Source organism: Citrobacter sp. JUb117 (assembly GCF_024809055.1).
GTDB lineage: Bacteria > Pseudomonadota > Gammaproteobacteria > Enterobacterales > Enterobacteriaceae > Citrobacter > Citrobacter gillenii.
Genome location: NZ_JANUFB010000002.1, coordinates 655,775 through 675,056 on the forward strand (window position 1 = coordinate 655,775; position 19,282 = coordinate 675,056).

Consider the following 19,282-nt stretch of genomic DNA (forward strand, 5'->3'; position numbering starts at 1 on the left):
ATGGATCGTCGTCTTTTGTTGTTCCTCGCCTTGGCGAGTGTGTTCATGGCCGGAAATGCTATGGCCGCGACCGACCTTTCCCATGCCGATACATCGGTTCAGGGCCTACTCGACCTAGTTTTGCAACAGTCGCACCAGTGGTCAGCGAAGCTGTATGACTATGCGATCAGACTGTTCTGGCTGCTGGCCTCGATCCAGTTTATTTGGACGTTCATGCCTCTAGTAATGAAGCAAGCCGACTTCGGCGAGATTGTCGGCGAGCTGCTGCGCTTCGTGCTGGTGATCGGTTTCTTCCTTGCAGTCATGAAGTACTCAGTGGAGTGGTCGACGGCCATCGTCGATAGTTTCCGCGATGCAGCGGCATCAGCGAGCGGCCTCGGGCGTGCATTAGAACCCGGCGATATGCTTGCAGTTGCGCTGGATTTTGGCCGCACAATGGTAGAGGGCATTTCAGTATTTTCTCCGGCCAAGGGACTTCTGATCGCTGTATGCGCAATTCTTGTGCTGGCATGTTTCGCATTCATCGCTGCATTCATGTTTGTCACGCTCGTAGAGGCCTACGTAATCATCAACGCATCCGTGCTGTTCTTGGGCTTTGGTGGCTCGCAATGGACGCGGGAATTTGCAATTGCGCCAATGCGTTTCACCGTCGCGATTGGTGCAAAGCTATTTGTATTGACTCTGATTGTCGGCCTGGTTGTACAGTCGGCTAAGCAGTGGTTAGCAGCCTATACCAATGATGAAGCGTCATTGATGACGATGGTCGGCTTGGCCTTGGTGTGCTGCTATCTGACCAAGACTATTCCTGACCTGATCGGCGGCATGATTAGCGGCACGTCCATGGGCGGTGGCTCAGCCATTGGCGGGATGGCGGTGGCCGGGGCAGCCGGAGCGGCTGCGGCGGCTGCCACCATCGCCACGGCCGGGGCGGCCGCTCCGGCTGCTGCCGGTGCTCTTGGCGCTGCCGGTACTGGCGGCGCTGCTGGGGCCGGTGTAGCGGGTGCAGGTGGAATTGGCGGCGGCGGTCTGGCTTCTGCGATCAATTCCAGTTTTGCCGGTGGTGGTGCGCCCGCAGCGGCGGCGACTCACGGCGGTGCGGCCGCTGGGCTCGGCGCGAGCACGGGCGGCCAAGCGGCCGCCCAAGGTGCGTCGTCGGCCGGTGCCCGCGTAGGTGGCAGTGCCGCCCCTCAATCACCGGGCACGGCTCCGCAGCAGCCTAGCAGTGGTGTCCAGCAGGCGACCAAGCAGGCCGGGAGAGCGGCGCAGGACAGAAACGACAAAGACCAGCAAGGGGCACCAAAAGGGGGAGTTGTTGGCTCTGGCAACGCCCTTTCCCAAGCGGCCAACGCTAGCGCAAAAGCGCTCGGTGTGATGACCTCGATGGCAGTGCCGGGCATGGAGAATGCGCATTCTCTGTCTCTTGGTGCAGGATCTCCGCCGCCTGTTCCCGATGGTGCCAGCTCGACCGTTCCAACCAATGGCGCGGAAACAACCGTGGAAGCTGCACAAACGGAATCTAACGTCATCCGTCCATCCTCGGACGAAAGCCCCGCCACAAGTCGCCTAGCCTCGCTCAATGTGCCCGGCACGGCATCAAACAACGACAACTCGGAGAAACAACCATGATGGACATACTGATGTTCGCTGGATTCGTAGTATTCGCATCGACATTTGCCATCGGCATGTGGGCGCTCGGCCGATGGCTACGTAGCAAGGGCTACGGGCCGCAACTCGATAGTCTAGATCGCCAGTACACGGCCTTGCAGCTTCGAGTGAACCCGCTCGCATTGTCGGCGTCCTATCGCATGTTTGCTGGGGCACAGGCTATGAATCGTCTACCTTTGCTGGGCAGCAAGAATAACGCAGCCCTGAATCAGCAGGCGTTGATGGCCATCCAAGCCGCGCAGGAAGCACAGAAGCAAGAGAGTCCCGGCAAGCAGTGATCACTGACGAGACCCACACAACCCCGCCTAAGTGCGGGGTTTTACTTTCCAAACGCAGCCTCGTGATTGCATCAGGTTCACTCCCCGTCAGTTGGTCGTTCTGTCAGTCCCAGCACAAGCCCAAAGCCTCCGCACCTGCGGTGCTGCGTGTCCCGTGGACAACGCTTTGCGTTGACACACCGGACTTGCGGCTACTCGCGATATTTCATCACGGGGCTACTCCCGGCTGCGCCGATCAAAAGCGCGAGGGCTTCGCCATTAGTAATACGCACGAACCTGTCTCAGCTCCGTCTATTACACCACCTGTAAGGCCCTGAGCTGCATTCTGAGCGATTTTTTGGCTACAGCACCCGATGGCCATCCCGCATCATTTAAAAGCGTTATGGCGGCTCCTAAGACCTTCTGATTGGTCGTTCACCCCGAGATCTTCTCTTTAGTGCGTCTTCGGATGCCGCAGACGGCGCGATGCACTTGGTGGTTTAGGTGGTGTGTGTGTTCGAGGGAGCCGCCCTTCCTTTTGGTGCCCAACGGCCGCAGGCCGACCAACAGCAGCAAGCGATGAGCTGCGCCACCAGGGCGCGGCGCTTCGCGCGCATGATAGAGATTCTTAGAGAATCTTGGATGGAATTTGCGAACGGCCCGCAAGGCCCCGCCGTTGCTAGGTTTCCAGAAACAGGCCGGGTGCCGTTAAACAGGGGTTTGGGTACTGTTAAACAGGGGGTTAGGTGCCGTTAAACAGGGGGGCGCGGCATTACACTCGGATGCCTTGGGTCGCCTGATTTCCCATTTTCCCTTAGCATACTCGTCCAGCCTCCAACCCACGGCAGCAAGCTCGGCCAGCGCTTTGCGTGCCGTCTGGCGACGTTTTTTGATGGTATTCGGGTTCGCCGGTTCATCCGGCCAGACATAGCCGCATAGCGTGTCCAGCTCTACCCGCCCCGACTTGCCGAGGTCGATCCAGCCGCATAGACGTTGATGAATCAGGCGGGCGGGGTCGGTCTGTAGCTTTCTTACTTCGGCCATATCTATGCGGATGTGCTGCCCACCCATGATTGCGCGAGCAATAAGGGGGTTCAATGCCACATACAGCTTGCCTTCCTGCTCATCACTTGCGTACTCGGATAGCAAACGGAAGCCCTGCCGCTTCCTTCCATTTTGCGCAATGATAGAGACCTTCCAGAGCCTCTCAATGCAATCGCGTACTGGCCTAGTATTGTCGATGTCCGCATAGCCAACCTCACGGGCCAGCGACCGATAGCTACCCTTGACTACCATCGCATCCTGCTGGACCGCTTCCCACTTAGGTTCGAGAAATAGCCGGAGCTGCCGACCTGCTTCTGTCTGAGGATCGGAAGAAAGCACAAGACCGCAAGGTCCAGCCATAGCAACCAGTCCTTGCAGAATACGCAGATCGTCGGCCCCCAGCGGTTCCGGCCCACTGAACTCGATACGCTTGCCATTGCCGTAGTCATAGACAACGTCCAGTTTGCTGCGCTTGCGTTCGCCACGTTTGAGGCTACGGAACAGGCCGGGTGCCAGACAATGCACCGGGTCGTGCCGGGCGTGAGTCAAGTCATGCTTGCTCACGTTGACGCACCTTTCCGCTGTCCTGCTTAACGTCCAACAACTCCACCGGCAGCAAAACGCCGCCGTCGCGGCGTTGATACCATTGGTCGTGCGGAGTAGCGTCGTAATTCTGTTTGCTGACACCAAAACGGACAAAGAAGCCGCGCCGGTCGTTGTCGATGGGCTGACGGTCATAGGAGCGGTCGCTCAGGCTCTTGGCCTCGTCCTCGGTCATCTTTGCGACGAAGCCGCACCAGCGGGCATTGTCGATTAGAGCGGATGCGCCTCGTGCTGCCTGCTGTTGATCCGTCTGCCCCTCTCGGGCGCTACCTTTGCTAACGTGGTGCAGGTACAGAACTGAGGCCCCGGTACACGCCGCAATGTGCTCCAGCGTAGAAACAAGTCGTGCCATGTCGCCGTTGCTGTTCTCGTCCCTGTCGTGAATGCGGCTCAGGGTATCCAGCACGATCAACCGGGCACCGGCGCAAAACTCAATGACGCGGGCAAGGTGCCGCTCATCCATCACATTCAAGCGCTTACCCATGATCGGCTCAAGGGTGAGGTTCTGCGCGATGACTTCCCGTGACTGCTGGTTCAGATGCTGACCGATGGCATGGATACGGCGCACCAGTGCGACTTCCGGGTCTTCTCCAGCGAAATAGACGACGCGACCAGCTTTCGCAGGTGCAAGCCCTACCAAGTCACCACCGGCCGCTCTGCTTTCAACGGTTGCGCCACAGGCAACGGACATTGCCGCCTCCAGCGCCCAGAAGCTCTTACCAGTGGCTCCGGGAGCTACCAAGGCTCCCACTGTGCCTGCAAGGAAGCCGGGCCATATGAAGTCAAGTGAGGGCGGCTCGTTCTCGAAAGCTGCCCGTAAGTCAATCGCCACAATTCAGGCCCCCATTCCGGGCCGGGGAGCCGGGCCGGTCCCCTTGCACGCATCAATCCATTCCTCCACTTCCCCCAAATCCCAGACCACCTTACGGCTGCTAAGAGCAATACGCCGAGGGAATTTTCCCTGCTTTTCAAAGTTGTAGATCGTGCGCTCGCACAACGGGATCATTGCCAGCAACTGTTTCTTGCTGATCAGGACTTTTCTCGATTCTTTCTCCACACCGAATACCTCGTTTCGTGATCATTCGAGGTTCGATTATTGCCCCACATTTCCGGTATTTTCCAGCGTTTTTAGACGATTTTTCCATACAAATCAATCACTTAAGTGTCCGTCAAACGTCCAGTTTCGGGACGGGGATAATCACCCAATCTCTTGTTTTATCGGTAGTTTTTTTAAACGAAATTCAGAGAAAAAAAGTGTCCCTAAAACGTGCGTTTCGGGACAAAAAAAAAGCCCACCGAAGTGGGCGTTTCGCCACAAACGAATGGGCGCCATGTACTCTGTAGTCCACGAAGCTCGGTATCAGCCCTCGGAGCGCGGTCTCCTAAGCGTCCACTCGTCGATCATGTCCGCCCAATCCTGCAGCATCGCCCGACGCTGATCTCGATATTCGGCCTTGTTGTAAACCGCTCGCACACCCTTCTGTTCGTGTGCGAGGCACTTCTCGATCCAATCGGTGTTATAGCCAGCCTCATGTAACAATGTGCTGGCAGTCCGTCGCAAGTCGTGCGGCCCGAACTTGCCTAGCGACTGCCCCTCTTTCTGGGCGAGGCGATAGGTCAGCGTTAGCACTTGATTGAGAGTGGCACTGCTCATCGGTAAGTCAGAGTCATAGCGCGATGGAAGAACATATTCCGAGCCACCCGCAAAGGTTTTCAGGGCAATGAAAATATCAAGCGCTTGCCTGGACAGGAACACCAAATGCGGATTACGGCGCTTCATCCGCTCTTTGGGAACTGTCCAGACTGCTTCGCTGAAATTGATTTCGCTCCAAGTCGCATTGGTCAGTTCACTTTTGCGAACCATGGTTAGCAACAGCAACTTAGCCGCAACACGCACCGAAGAAGCGGTACCAATGCGTTCCATGTACTGATACATCAAGGCGATTTCATCAGGAGTCAAGGCCCGGTCGCGCGGCTCGAATTTTGCGATGCTGGTAGGCCGTACTAGATCAGCCGGGTTCTCAACCTTCTGACCACGTTCGATTGCCCATCGAAAGACCTGCATCACAATCTCTCGCGAGTGAACTGCTGTTGCCGGAGCACCTCGCTCCACGATGCTGTCAGTCAGCGCTCGCAGGTCCTCATGCGTAATTTCAGCGAGTTTCTGGTTGCCAAATTTCGGCTTTAGCTCTCGTTCGAAAACCGAGCGTCGCATATCGCGGGTGGAATCAGCCATTTGGTACCCACGCAGCCATTTTTCAGCCCAAGCGCCGAACGTCTCCGCATCCCTGACGCGGCCCTTTTCTCTGGCCTTCTCTTTGGCTGGTGACTTCCCAGCGGCGATCATCTTTTTTGCCTCGCCGAGTCGTTCCCGGGCTTCCGCTAGGGTGATGCCCCCTACACCGTAACGGCCGAAGGTGATGGTCTCCTGCCTACCGTGGATCGAGTAGTTGTAGCGGAATGAAATCGACCCCGCCGGGGTGATGGCTACATAGAGACCGTCACGGTCGTTCACTTTGTACAGCTTGTCTTTCGGCTTGATGTTACGCAGCTTGGTATCGGTCAGCATGGTCAGGGCGGGTTTCCTCTAAAAAATACCATGTTCACTCCGCATCGCATTAATCTCATAAAAACCTTACAAATCAATACTTTAACGCAAATCAATACCATGCCAATCTGATTAGGAGCGACATGGTATCGAGCGCCGAACATGGCATTAGGGTCAGGTCGTACCATCTACCATGCCATAAAAACGGGGTGCTTGGCGATGCGAAAACTTGCCAGATAGTGCGGAGCCGAAAACGCAAAAAGCCCGCAATTACGCGGGCTTCAGGGGTGTTTCATGCCACTTGCTGCTGGTCTATGCCGGACGCAGGATCATTCCCACTCAATCGTCGCTGGCGGCTTACCGCTGATGTCATACACCACGCGGGAAATACCGTTCACTTCGTTGATGATACGGTTGGATACGCGGCCCAGGAAGTCATACGGCAGGTGCGCCCAGTGAGCGGTCATGAAGTCGATAGTCTCAACAGCACGCAGGGAAACTACCCAGTCGTACTTACGGCCATCGCCCATCACGCCAACGGAACGAACCGGCAAGAACACGGTGAACGCCTGGCTCACTTTGTTGTACAGGTCAGCTTTGTGCAGCTCTTCAATGAAGATAGCGTCTGCACGACGCAGCAGGTCGCAGTACTCTTTCTTCACTTCGCCCAGCACGCGCACGCCTAAGCCTGGACCCGGGAACGGGTGACGGTACAGCATGTCGTACGGCAGGCCCAGCTCCAGACCAATTTTACGCACTTCATCTTTGAACAGCTCACGCAGCGGTTCAACCAGACCCATCTTCATCTCTTTCGGCAGGCCGCCGACGTTGTGGTGAGATTTGATGACGTGTGCTTTACCGGTTGCAGACGCGGCAGATTCAATCACGTCTGGGTAGATGGTGCCTTGCGCCAGCCACTTCACGTCCTGCAGTTTCAACGCTTCTTCGTCAAACACTTCAACGAACACGCGACCGATAATTTTACGTTTCGCTTCTGGGTCGTTCTCGCCTTTCAGCGCGTCGAGGAAACGCTGTTCGCCTTTAACGTGAATGATGTTCAGACCGAAGTGGTCGCCGAACATATCCATAACCTGCTCTGCTTCGTTCAGGCGCAGTAGCCCGTTATCAACAAAGACGCAGGTCAGATTTTTACCGATAGCACGGTGCAGCAACATGGCAGTTACGGAAGAGTCAACGCCGCCGGACAGGCCGAGGATCACTTTATCGTTACCAACCTGCTCGCGAATACGGGCAACGGCGTCATCGATGATTTTTGCCGGTGTCCACAGCGCTTCACACTGGCAGATGTCACGCACAAAGCGCTCCAGCATACGCAGGCCCTGACGGGTGTGGGTTACTTCCGGGTGGAACTGCACGCCGTAGAAACGTTTTTCTTCGTGCGCCATAATGGCAAACGGGCAGCTTTCGGTGCTGGCAACGGTGACAAAGCCCTCCGGGATAGCGGTAACTTTGTCGCCATGGCTCATCCACACATCCAGCAACGGTTTGCCATCTGCGGTCAGTGAATCTTCGATGCCACGGATCAGTGCGCTGTCGGTCTGAACTTCAACCTGTGCGTAGCCGAATTCACGCTCGTGAGACCCTTCAACATGGCCACCCAGCTGCATCGCCATGGTCTGCATACCATAGCAGACGCCGAATACTGGTACGCCTGCATTGAAGACGTACTCTGGTGCACGCGGGCTGTTCGCTTCGGTGGTGCTTTCCGGGCCACCGGAAAGAATAATACCGCTTGGGTTGAATTCGCGAATTTGTGCTTCCGTAACATCCCATGCCCACAGCTCACAGTAAACGCCCAGCTCACGTACGCGACGTGCCACCAGTTGCGTGTACTGCGATCCGAAATCGAGGATGAGAATGCGATGTTTATGAATATTGTCTGTCATTGACGCTAATTCCGAGGCAAGTGAAACAAATTCGCCCGGCATAGAAGCCGGGCGCGGAAACTGATCAGGAGCCCATACGGTAGTTAGGGGACTCTTTGGTAATGGTCACGTCGTGAACGTGACTTTCCTGAATACCCGCACCGCTGATGCGTACAAACTCTGCTTTCGTTCGCAGCGCGTCGATAGTACCACAGCCGGTCAGACCCATACAGGAGCGCAGGCCGCCCATCTGCTGGTGAATGATCTCTTTCAGGCGACCCTTATAGGCCACGCGGCCTTCGATACCTTCCGGTACCAATTTGTCAGCGGCGTTATCGCTCTGGAAGTAACGGTCAGAAGAGCCTTTGGACATCGCGCCCAGAGAACCCATACCACGGTAGGATTTATAAGAACGCCCCTGGTACAGTTCAATTTCACCCGGAGATTCTTCGGTACCGGCCAGCATAGAGCCCACCATTACCGCCGCCGCACCTGCCGCGATCGCTTTCGCGATGTCGCCAGAGAAACGAATACCGCCGTCAGCGATAACCGGAATACCCGTACCTTCCAGCGCTTCAACCGCGTCAGAAACGGCAGTGATCTGTGGAACACCCACACCGGTAACGATACGGGTCGTACAGATGGAACCAGGGCCGATACCCACTTTCACCGCACTGCAACCGGCTTCAGCCAGCGCACGAGCACCAGCGCCCGTTGCAACGTTACCGCCGATGATTTGCAGATCCGGGTATTTCGCACGGGTTTCACGGATACGCTGTAAAACACCTTCAGAGTGGCCGTGAGAAGAGTCAATCAGCAGCACGTCAACGCCTGCAGCAACCAGTGCATCAACACGATCTTCGTTACCTGCACCCGCACCGACTGCAGCACCAACGCGCAGACGACCATGCTCGTCTTTACAAGCGTTAGGTTTACGCTCAGCTTTCTGGAAGTCTTTTACGGTGATCATGCCGCGCAGATGGAAGCCGTCATCAACGACCAGCGCTTTCTCAACGCGTTTTTCGTGCATTTTTGCCAGCACAACTTCACGCGCTTCGCCTTCACGTACGGTCACCAGACGCTCTTTCGGCGTCATGTATACGCTAACCGGCTGGCTGAGGTCGGTCACAAAACGCACGTCACGACCGGTGATGATACCCACCAGCTCGTTATCTTCTGTCACTACCGGGTAGCCCGCAAAACCGTTACGCTCGGTCAGTTCTTTTACTTCACGAAGGGTGGTAGTCGGCAGCACGGTCTGTGGGTCAGTAACCACGCCAGATTCGTGTTTCTTCACGCGGCGAACTTCTTCCGCCTGACGTTCAATAGACATGTTTTTGTGGATAAAACCGATGCCACCTTCCTGTGCCAGAGCAATGGCAAGGCGCGCTTCAGTCACAGTATCCATGGCTGCAGAGAGCATAGGAATGTTCAGACGAATCGTTTTCGTCAACTGCGTGCTGAGGTCAGCAGTATTCGGCAGAACGGTAGAATGAGCGGGAACGAGGAGGACGTCGTCAAACGTCAGGGCTTCTTTGGCAATACGTAGCATGGGCAATATCTCGACCAGATTGGTTAATAAATATTGCCGTGGCATTATACAGAGCGTAACCGATTGCATCCACACTTTTTTGCAAAAAAACCTTGCGATCCCCGGTAGGCGGGTTACTATCGATTGAATAACCTGCTGATTTAGAATTTGATCCCGCTCACATGTTATCCTCTCAAACCTCTTCAATTTTTACCGTAAGTCGCCTTAACCAGACGGTGCGCCTGCTGCTCGAGCAAGAGATGGGGCAAGTGTGGATCAGTGGCGAGATTTCTAACTTTACCCAGCCCTCTTCCGGTCATTGGTACTTCACCTTAAAAGACGATACCGCCCAGGTACGCTGCGCGATGTTTCGCAACAGCAACCGCCGCGTCACGTTCCGTCCGCAGCACGGACAACAAGTGCTGGTACGTGCCAATATTACGCTGTACGAACCGCGCGGTGATTATCAAATCATCGTCGAAAGCATGCAGCCAGCGGGTGAAGGTTTATTGCAGCAGAAGTATGAACAGCTCAAAGCCAAACTGCAGGCCGAAGGATTGTTCGATCAGCAGTTTAAACAATCGCTCCCAACGCCGGCTCATTGTGTCGGGGTGATCACTTCGAAAACCGGGGCGGCGCTGCACGATATTCTCCACGTACTCAAACGTCGTGATCCTTCCCTGCCGGTGATTATCTACCCGACAGCGGTACAGGGTGACGATGCACCGGGGCAAATCGTTCGCGCCATCGAACTGGCGAACGCCCGCAACGAGTGCGATGTGTTAATCGTTGGCCGTGGCGGCGGTTCGCTGGAAGATCTGTGGAGCTTTAACGACGAACGCGTGGCACGCGCCATTTTTGCCAGCCGCATTCCGGTGGTCAGCGCCGTCGGCCATGAAACCGATGTCACCATCGCCGATTTTGTCGGCGACCTGCGCGCGCCTACACCGTCTGCAGCAGCAGAGATTGTTAGCCGCAATCAGCAGGAATTATTACGCCAGATTCAGTCCGTTCAGCAGCGTCTGGGCATGGCGATGGACTACTACCTCGCCAACCGCAGTCGTCGCTTCACGCAGACTTTCCACCGTCTGCAACAGCAACACCCTCAGCTACGTCTGGCGCGTCAGCAAACTACGCTGGAACGACTTCGTCAGCGGATGAGCTTTGCGCTGGAAAACCAAATCAAACTGGCCAACCAGCGCCAGCAGCGCATACTGCATCGTCTGAACCAGCAAAACCCGCAGCCACGTATTCATCGTGCACAAACGCGCATTCAGCAACTGGAATATCGGCTGGCGGAAAATATTCGTACACGGCTTAGCGAGCAACGAGAACGTTTCGGGAATACCGTTACCCATCTGGAAGCCGTCAGCCCGCTGGCAACATTGGCACGCGGATATAGCGTTTCTACCGCCACCGGCGGCGGCGTGTTGAAAAAGGTCAAGCAGGTGAAAGCCGGCGATCTCATCACCACGCGGCTGGAAGACGGCTGGGTGGAGAGCGAGGTCACCACCGTGACCCCGCAGAAAAAAACGCGTTCGCGTAAAGCGCAGTAGCGGAGAGCTACTGCGCACAGGTCGCGAACCCTGCCGTTTTACCCGCATCGATAGTGCAGTTTTCACCGCCAGCTGACAGGTTAAAGGCACAGTAATTTTTGGTCCCTTTTGTTTGAGACAAATAGCTGTAGCTGGACGTTGTTGGCCATCCGGTCTTATTGAAAACGGAATACAACGCTTCCAGATCATCCGCAGTCGGTGCTTTCTGTAAACTACCGCACTGGGCAGCCAGATCCCAGGTGCTGGAATCAATCGTGTGCGCCATCGTCCAATCCTCATTATTCATCATGATATGAAGCGGCGGTGTAACGCCAGAAGGAAGTTCCGCCAGCAACAGTGGGCGCTGGATAGTCTTGCCATTCAAGGTCATGGTCTCCTTCATATGCCCCCAGAATTGCGCTTTATTCGTATCCGGGCTCGTTAACACCGTAAAAATATTATCGAGCGTAGCGCTCGCCTGAGCGTTATTGGGCAACGCTGCCGTTAGCGCCGTTTTCAAACCCAAACTCTTATTTTGCGCCAGCGTAAAGGTTGCCGTGCCATCAGAGCCGGTCGTCCCGCTAAAGACACTGGCAGTGGTACTCATATCAATGGTCGAACTCGATGGCATGACTTCCTGAAGAATTAAATCATCCGCCCCCATCTCCGCCTCAACGTCACCATCGGTTATTACCACGCCCGCCCGGTTTGTCGAATCGCCTCGTGAGAGAGTAAAGCTGGCATTAGCGACTGGATTACCGCTGGTATCTTTTACCGTGACGGTCAGCGGGATAGTCTTGCCTTTCTCCGCTACCGCCGACGCCTTCGCCGTATCCATCGCTGTCGAGGTCAGCGTAATAGCTGCCGCAGTAATTCGAGGTTCAACCAGACAAACCTGCGCACCTTTGGTACTTGATGAACTGGTAGATCCACCACCGCCAGTGCTCAGCATAATATATTGGTAGTTTCCGGTATTTGCCTGTTTATCTCCGGCCCACCAGGGTTCATTGGAGCCACTAGGCCAGCCGTAAACGGTACCGACACCACCTGAAACGCTAAGGTTATCGATAAATAACGTTTCCATGTCACTCTTCAGCGGTTGATACGCCTTATCGCAGCCTGTCGCACCTGCGATATCCGTATTTCCGGCGGTGACCAGAGGCCAGACTTCGTTGTTATAAGTATACGTGCTGCTGTACGATGCCATTTCAGCGGCGAGCAGCGGGCGTCGGAAGGCAACACCTGCACTGTTGGTCGCGGTTTCTGGCATATGGCCCCAGTACGCGGCTTTATCGGTATCCGGGCTGGTCACGACAGTAAATATCGCATCCAGCGCGGAGGTTGGCGTTGGATAAGTCCCTAATTTCGCCGTAATCGTGGTCTTAAGCCCCATAGCATCATCCTGACTCAAACTAAATGTGGCGGTGCCGTCGGCCCCCGTCACGCCGCTATAGGTGCTGGCCTTAGTGCCCAGCACCGTGGTCGCAGGTGTTGGCGTCAGTTCCTCTAGCGCAAGATCGTCCGTCGCCCCTTTGTTATCGGTGGTCTTCACCAGGCCACTGCGCGATATGCCGTCGCTACGCGAAATGGTAAAGGCGGCATTCGCGGCTGGGCTGCCATTCACATCTTTCACCGTGACGGTCAGCGGGATGATTTCGCCTTTTTTCACCTTAACGTACTGACCCGCTTCATCGAAAACACTGGATGTCAGTTCAATCGTTGCCGGTTGCGGCGCATGAGGCGTCGTTCGGCAGGCTTGCATCTGCATCGTGGTCGACGACGTCGTGGCATTACTCGTACCCGTGCTTAAATTAAGGCTTTGATATTGGCCTGTACTGGATAAGTCTACTGCCCACCAGTTTCTGCCCGACGACAGTGGCCAGCCATAGGTAGTTTCCAGTTCAGTGTTCGGGTATTTATTATACAGCGCCTGCAAATCGCTCAGCAGCGGTTGGTAGGTAGGATCACAGCCCGTTGCCCCTGCCGTTTGAGCTTGAACAGCCGTTGGATGCGCCCAATATTCATTGTTTTTATTATAGAAGCCTACGCCTGATGGAACTTCTGACTGTAATTTTGGACGCGTATAGGTGACGCCGTCCGGCCCTTCAACCGTCTCCGGCATATGGCCCCAGCGGAAAGCCGTATCGACGTCCGGGCTGGTCAAGACGGTAAAGATACCGCCAACACCCTCGGTCGAGACATTGTTGTCCACAATCACTGCATAGAATTCGGTTTTCAACCCCGTCGTACTATCCTGGCTCACATTGAGCTGAACTTTACCGTTACTGTCAGTCGTGCCATACCAGTATGTCGGTGACAAATTGTATTTTTGCGTCACAGCATCCGACGCTGGCGAAACCGGTTCTAAAAGTGTGTAGGATTCCGCAAGCGTATCGTTTGTGGAGGAACCTGGTGCATTTCGAAAATTTGAAAGCCCACGGTAAAATTTAATACTCACACCCACCTGAGGCTGCCCAGCATTATCGGTGATGCTAATTGTCAGTGGGATTTTCTCACCTTTTTTCGCCAGGTATCCCGCTTTGTTCGCATCCCATGGCAAACTGGAGGTTAGCGTAATATTCAGCGTTCTTGGCTCCACACGGCACAGTTGCAAGGTCGCCTGAGAACTCGCTTGTGTATTTTCACCCGAGAACAAGTTAACGCTTTGCGAGATTACGCCGGTATGGGCAGCATTAACAATCAAATTGCCAGCCATCCACGGCAGCGAAGTGCTGCTTACCGGCAAACCAAACTGTGTCATTAAACCACCGTTCGGGTGGTCGCTTTGCAGCGTCGCCAGATCGCTCGCTGAGGCGGTGCTCATCTGATCGCACTGTACTAAATACGCCATGTTCGTTGTTGAGTACCAGACTTCTCCGTCCCCGGTCAGCGAGTATGCTGTCGTGTTGCTTGTCGACGAGAGCTCTGCTCGCAGCAGCGGACGTTTAAATTCAACGTTTTTACTGTTGGTAAACGTCTCGGGCATATGACCCCAATATTTCGCGATGCTGGTATCCGGGCTAGTAATTACCGTGAAAATGGCATTTTTACTGTCCGTTACCTTACTGTCATCCGCCAGCGTCGCACTAATGGTTGTTTGCAGACCAGTAGTGCTATCCTGCGTAATGTTAAACGTCATGAGTCCTTGGGCATCTGTCTGTACGTAAAGGTATTTTTCTTTAGTATCCAGCAGTGTGCTGACCTGGCCTGAAGAAATATCACTCAGTGTGATATCGTCTGCGTTGTTAGTGGTATAAATCACGTTCGCACGGGTTTTGGCATCACTACGGGTAATCTTCACCAACGCATTGCTCACCGGTAGTCCGGTTGTATCGGTAACCATAACAGTCGCGGCAATCTTCTCGCCTTTTTTCGCTTTCGCGATGCCTGTCGTTTCATCTTCATTGGCAAGCGTCAGCGTTAGCTTGCTGGCAAGCTGGCGCGGTGAGGCAAGACAGGTTTGCATGTAATAGGTTGATGTACTGGTTGTGGATTTAATATCCGCAGCACTCAATAGATTGACTGCCGCATACTGTAACTGGCTAGCGTCCTCAGACAACACAGAATCACCAGACCACCAGTACTGACTATCGCTGACGGCGCCGTTATTGCTCATCGGCCAACCGTTGATAGTACGCATTGCTCCGTCAGGATAGCGGGTGTACAGCGTCTGCAAATTCGCCGTGATTGGCAAATTGCTACGTCCGCAACCGTTAGTACCTTTCCAAGCCTCAGTGGCGGTGAGCATTCCCCACGTTTCACCTTTATCATAACTGCCATTGACGATAGTCACCGTTTTACCCGGTGTAGCGCTAAACTCGCTCGACAACAGTGGGCGTTTATACACCAACCCTGCACTGTCAGTCACCGTTTCGGCCATATGCCCCCAATAGTTGGCTTTTGCCGTATCCGGGCTGGTCACTACGGTAAAAATCGCTGATAAAGACTGACTGGTGTTGGTGATATTCTCAATCGATGCCTGTAATGGCGTACTGAATCCCGCGCCACCGTCTTGGTTAATACTCAGCGTCACTGTACCGTCGCCGCCGGTGGCCGTGTAGTACTCAACGCCGCTATCAATGCCAGTGCCCTGGTTAATCTGAATAGCTGCGGCTTCAGTCGCGTTAACGTCCTGATTACTGCGCCCCACGCTGTCACCACGTGTAAAGATAACCGGCGTATTGCCCACCGGATTACCGCTGTCGTCGAGGGTGGTAATAACAATCGGGATGGTTTCACCTACTTTCGCTTTGGCGAAGCTGTCGCTCTCTTTATAGAGCGTTGAGGTCAACGTCAGATGCGTTGCCGTAGAATGCGCACTCTGCAAACAGGAGAAATAGAGCTTTTCGCTCCACAATTGCGACGTGATGCCGTTATCGCGCAGGTTGAGCGATTTAACATAGCGATTATCCGTTGCGCGGCTGAGATCGGCGGTGCTGTTTTGGTAGTTTTTTCCATCCAGCGGCCAGCCCTGCTGTGTATTCATCGCTCCGCTCGGCCACCCCGAATATAGCGACTGCAGATCTGCCAGTGTCGGAACATAAGCCGCACCACAAGCAGTAGAAATCGAGTGGAAATCTACAGTTCCCCAAGCTTCATTATTTTCAGTTACGCTACCTGCGGTAACGCCGCTGGCAATTTCAGCCAACAACAGTGGTCGCTTAAATACTGCACCGTTCGCCGCCGTGACGGTTTCCGGCATATGCCCCCACATAGCGGCTTTATCGCTATCCGGGCTGGATACCACGGTGAAGATGGTGTCCAGACTGTCGCTCACACTGGCGTTGTCATACAACATGGCGGTTATCGCGACTTTGGTGCCATGGGTATCCGGACGGGTAACGCTAACCGTTTTGCTACCATCATCGCCAGTAATGCCGCCAATTTTTGTCACCGTATCATTCAGTGATTCACCATCAATCACCACGGGTGACACAATACCATCACCGCTACCGGCAATATGTTTGCTACCCTGGCGCGTATATCCATCACCGCGACTCAACACAAACGGCACGCCAGGCAACGGATTACCGCTGGCATCTTTTACCGTCACCTTAAGCGCCAGCGTATCGCCCTTTTTCACCTTAGCCGCCTGCACAACATCGCTCCACTGCGCAGGGGTTACCGCCTCAATGGTAATAGTGGAGGCAACGGGGTTATCACTGGCAAGACAGCTGGTATAGACAGAGGCGTTACCGCCGGTACTTTCTGCGCCACTGGCTAGCGACATCATTTTCCACGTGGTCTCACTGGCAAACGTCGCCGACCAGTATGATTGAGCCACCGGCCAGCCTTGGACATTGTGCATAGATCCACTGCTGTTGGCGTTATACAGCGCACTGAGTTGATCGGCGCGAGGCAAGCGGTTTGCCGCACATCCACCAGCCCCGGTACTGCCCGCCGCATCGGTATGCGTGATGCGCGCCCACGTTTCGTTATCTTCCTCCTGAGTTCGCGTTGCAGTGACCTCTGTTGCCAGCTTAGGCCGCTCAAATGTCAGGCCATCTGCGGTCACCGTATCCGCCATGTGGCCCCACATTTCCGCATTTGCCGTGTCCGGGCTGGTCGATACCGTAAACTTCACACTACGCGCTATCGGCGTTGTGATGAGCGAATTGACGGGGACAATGCTCAGTTGAGTCAGTAACCCAACTCCCTGCGGTTGCTCGATGATAAGCGTCGCGTTACCGCTGTCATCAGTCATTCCCTGATACGTCATAGAGGCCTGAGATGAGCCAAAAGACTCGCCGCCCATCACCAACGTACCATCAGTTGCATCGATATAACCTGCAGTCAGTCCGCTACGGTTTTTACCGTGTGCCATCGTGATGGTAAACGCCGCATTAGGGACAACCAGCCCGTTCAGCGCATTGACCGAGTGCACCGTCATGGTTATCTGCTCACCCACCTTCGCCACCGCCTGACGTAGATTGGCATCACCATTCATCGACACGTCTAGCTGTGTAACCAGTTCGTTGCCAGAGCAGCTGAGATAGTTGGGTTCTGTACCGCTAAACATCGCATCGGTGCCGTTCGCGAGATTGACGTGCGCAGTCTGAGTACCGTCGGTATCGGCGGAAATATAGCTATGGCTGGCAGTTGGCCAACCATAATTGGTCAGCATGGCGTTGCCAGAGTGGGCCGAATAGAGCGCATCCAGAATCACCTGCCCCGGCACTTGCCCTACACCACACTGCGCGGTCGCCGCAGTGACGGAATTAAAAGTCGCCCAGTCCTCATGATTCTCAACGGTTGAACTGGTATTTGCCGTTGCCTCACCCGCTAGCAGTGGTCGTTTGTAGATATTACCCGCCTCAACAACGCCCTGCATATGACCCCACATGCGTGCCTGCGTAACATCCGGACTCGTTACTACAGTAAAGATGACGTTAGCCGTGGATTCGGTGCCATCCGCCAGTACCACACGCAGCGGTGTCAGAACGCCTGCACCGTTGTTCTGCGTTAACTCCAACGACAACTGGCCGTTGGCGTCGGTAATACCATGGTAATGATTCGGCGTACCGGAACCTTCAATGCCCACCAGCACCGGATTGTCATCCCAACCGTATTTAGCCCCTTCAGCCTGAGCCTCGGTATTGGTTTGCCCCTTACGGTTCTGCTCATCACCGACAAACAGATCAAAATAGCGATAAGGCAGTGCTGAACCGGTCTCTTTATCGGTAATGGTGATCCTCATACTGATAGAGTCCCCCACCGGCACCTTTGCAGCATTCAGACTGCTATCCATATTATCCAGCGTCAACGTCAACGCAGGCGTCACGTCCGGCGATGCTTTATCGACACAGCTCACCACCGATGTTGTCGTATCGGGTTCTTCAACAACACGACGGCTGAACATATTGACACCTAAGTGATTCGTCGCCAGCGTCCCTGCCGACGATGACCAATACTCATTGGTACCCGCCACCGGCCAACCCAACTGGTTCGCCAGATCGCCGCGAGCAATTTTCAACCCCATTAACTGACGCGCATCGGGTAAAATGTCACAGTGTTCATCGGCACCACTCCAGTTAAATAGCGCCCAAGTCTCGTTATTTTCACTCACGGTCCCGCTTGTACCTTCTGCTTCTGCCGCGAGCTTCGGTCGAGTGAAGGTATAGGTTTCACCTTCCACATCCGCGCTGGAGGTTTCCGCCATATGCCCCCACATATTGGCATTGGTGCTATCCGGGCTGGTTAGTGTGGTGAAAATCACATCAACGCTAGCTTTCAACGTGGTGGCATTGGCCGGAGAAACCGTCAGCGGAGTTTTGACACCAGGGCCATTCGCCTGCGTGATTACAACGCTGGCGTTACCATTAGCATCAGTGGTGCCGTGATATTCCGTTGTCGTGGTGGTCAGTTCGGTGTCGCCAACATGCACGGGTGCAGTATTATTCACGGTATTCTGGCGGTTCAGTGCATCGCCACGGGTGATTACAAATGCCGTATTACCTACAGCATTACCCTGACAGTCATGCGTGGTGACCGCCAGCGTAATGCTCCCGCCCACATTCACCTTTGCAGCTTTCAGCGTTTCGTTGTAATTATCCGCCGTTACCTTCACTGGATCGCCAGCCGCGGCGGTAATCGTTACCGGAATTTTCTGCTCTAGCAGGCTGGTGGCATTGCTGAAGGGGGTACCCGTGATCGTTTGCAGATATAAAACAGCCGGCGTGGATGAATCATCGTTCTCAATTTTCGGCCAGATTACATAGTTTTTCCCGGCCATATTCTGCGCACAGAATGTTTGATTGGCGACAGGCTGCGGATTGAGTGGCTCATCCGGAGTCGCAGCATCGGCCCAGGTTAGGGCAACGTTCGGCGTTTTCTCTTCCCAACGAACAGGCGGTACCGCAAAAATATCGCCTTCGGTATCCAGAGGATTAACGAGCTGCAGCGCGCTAGCCGTATCGTCGGTGTTGAAGTCACGCGGCATAGCACTAAAATTAATGGTGTTGGTTTCATCTGACTTGAGCTGAATACTGCCCTGATAGACAGGGATCGTGACACCGTCGGCCAGCGGCACAGTACCGTTGATTGCATCGGTTGAGGTGTTCACTTCCTGCCAGGTACCGCTTTTCAACGCACCGGACACTGGCGCAGAAAAACTGCTGAACATTAACAGCATGATCAATAAAAAGTGGGAAATCCCTTCCCTGCGCAGACTGCCATCCATAAGCTATATCCACCTGTATTTGCTCTGTATTCAA

10 protein-coding genes are annotated in these 19,282 nt (G+C 54.7%); 3 read left to right on the plus strand and 7 right to left on the minus strand.

The window, feature by feature from the left end:
- Nucleotides 1-1,626, plus strand: a complete 1,626-nt coding sequence (gene trbL, locus M2374_RS06975; RefSeq protein ID WP_259154125.1) for a P-type conjugative transfer protein TrbL — start codon at nt 1-3, stop codon at nt 1,624-1,626.
- Entirely contained in the window at nt 1,623-1,943 is a 321-nt protein-coding gene (locus M2374_RS06980; protein WP_182240343.1) for a hypothetical protein, read from the plus strand. Before trbL ends, M2374_RS06980 begins: the two co-directional genes overlap by 4 nt.
- Nucleotides 1,944-2,630: 687 nt before the next feature.
- Here the strand turns inward: M2374_RS06980 and repC are convergent.
- The 6 genes from repC to guaB all read right to left on the minus strand — a co-directional run bounded on the left by repC (nt 2,631) and on the right by guaB (nt 9,555).
- A complete protein-coding gene (gene repC / locus M2374_RS06985) occupies nt 2,631-3,530 on the minus strand; it encodes a replication protein C, IncQ-type (protein WP_202692395.1) in 900 nt (299 codons plus the stop codon).
- Nucleotides 3,517-4,401 (minus strand): helicase RepA family protein, encoded by an 885-nt coding sequence (locus M2374_RS06990; protein ID WP_182240347.1) that lies wholly within the window; start codon nt 4,399-4,401, stop codon nt 3,517-3,519. Before M2374_RS06990 ends, repC begins: the two co-directional genes overlap by 14 nt.
- A gap of 3 nt (nt 4,402-4,404) precedes the next feature.
- Entirely contained in the window at nt 4,405-4,626 is a 222-nt protein-coding gene (locus tag M2374_RS06995; protein ID WP_182240349.1) for an AlpA family transcriptional regulator, read from the minus strand.
- Between the two features lie 303 nt (nt 4,627-4,929).
- Nucleotides 4,930-6,138, minus strand: a complete 1,209-nt coding sequence (locus M2374_RS07000; RefSeq protein ID WP_103714983.1) for a site-specific integrase — start codon at nt 6,136-6,138, stop codon at nt 4,930-4,932.
- 308 nt (nt 6,139-6,446) lie between these two features.
- Entirely contained in the window at nt 6,447-8,024 is a 1,578-nt protein-coding gene (guaA, locus tag M2374_RS07005; protein WP_259154137.1) for a glutamine-hydrolyzing GMP synthase, read from the minus strand.
- 64 nt (nt 8,025-8,088) lie between these two features.
- Nucleotides 8,089-9,555 (minus strand): IMP dehydrogenase, encoded by a 1,467-nt coding sequence (gene guaB, locus M2374_RS07010; RefSeq protein ID WP_117343514.1) that lies wholly within the window; start codon nt 9,553-9,555, stop codon nt 8,089-8,091.
- Between the two features lie 161 nt (nt 9,556-9,716).
- Here guaB and xseA point away from each other — a divergent pair, with 161 nt between their 5' ends.
- Nucleotides 9,717-11,090: an exodeoxyribonuclease VII large subunit gene (xseA, locus tag M2374_RS07015; RefSeq protein ID WP_181688880.1), complete on the plus strand. Its 1,374-nt coding sequence runs from the start codon at nt 9,717-9,719 to the stop codon at nt 11,088-11,090.
- 7 nt (nt 11,091-11,097) lie between these two features.
- Here xseA and M2374_RS07020 read toward each other — a convergent pair whose 3' ends face one another.
- The gene (locus M2374_RS07020; protein ID WP_181688879.1) at nt 11,098-19,248 is read right to left on the minus strand and encodes an adhesion domain-containing protein; all 8,151 of its coding nucleotides are present in this window, start codon (nt 19,246-19,248) and stop codon (nt 11,098-11,100) included.
- Nucleotides 19,249-19,282 lie beyond the last annotated feature (34 nt).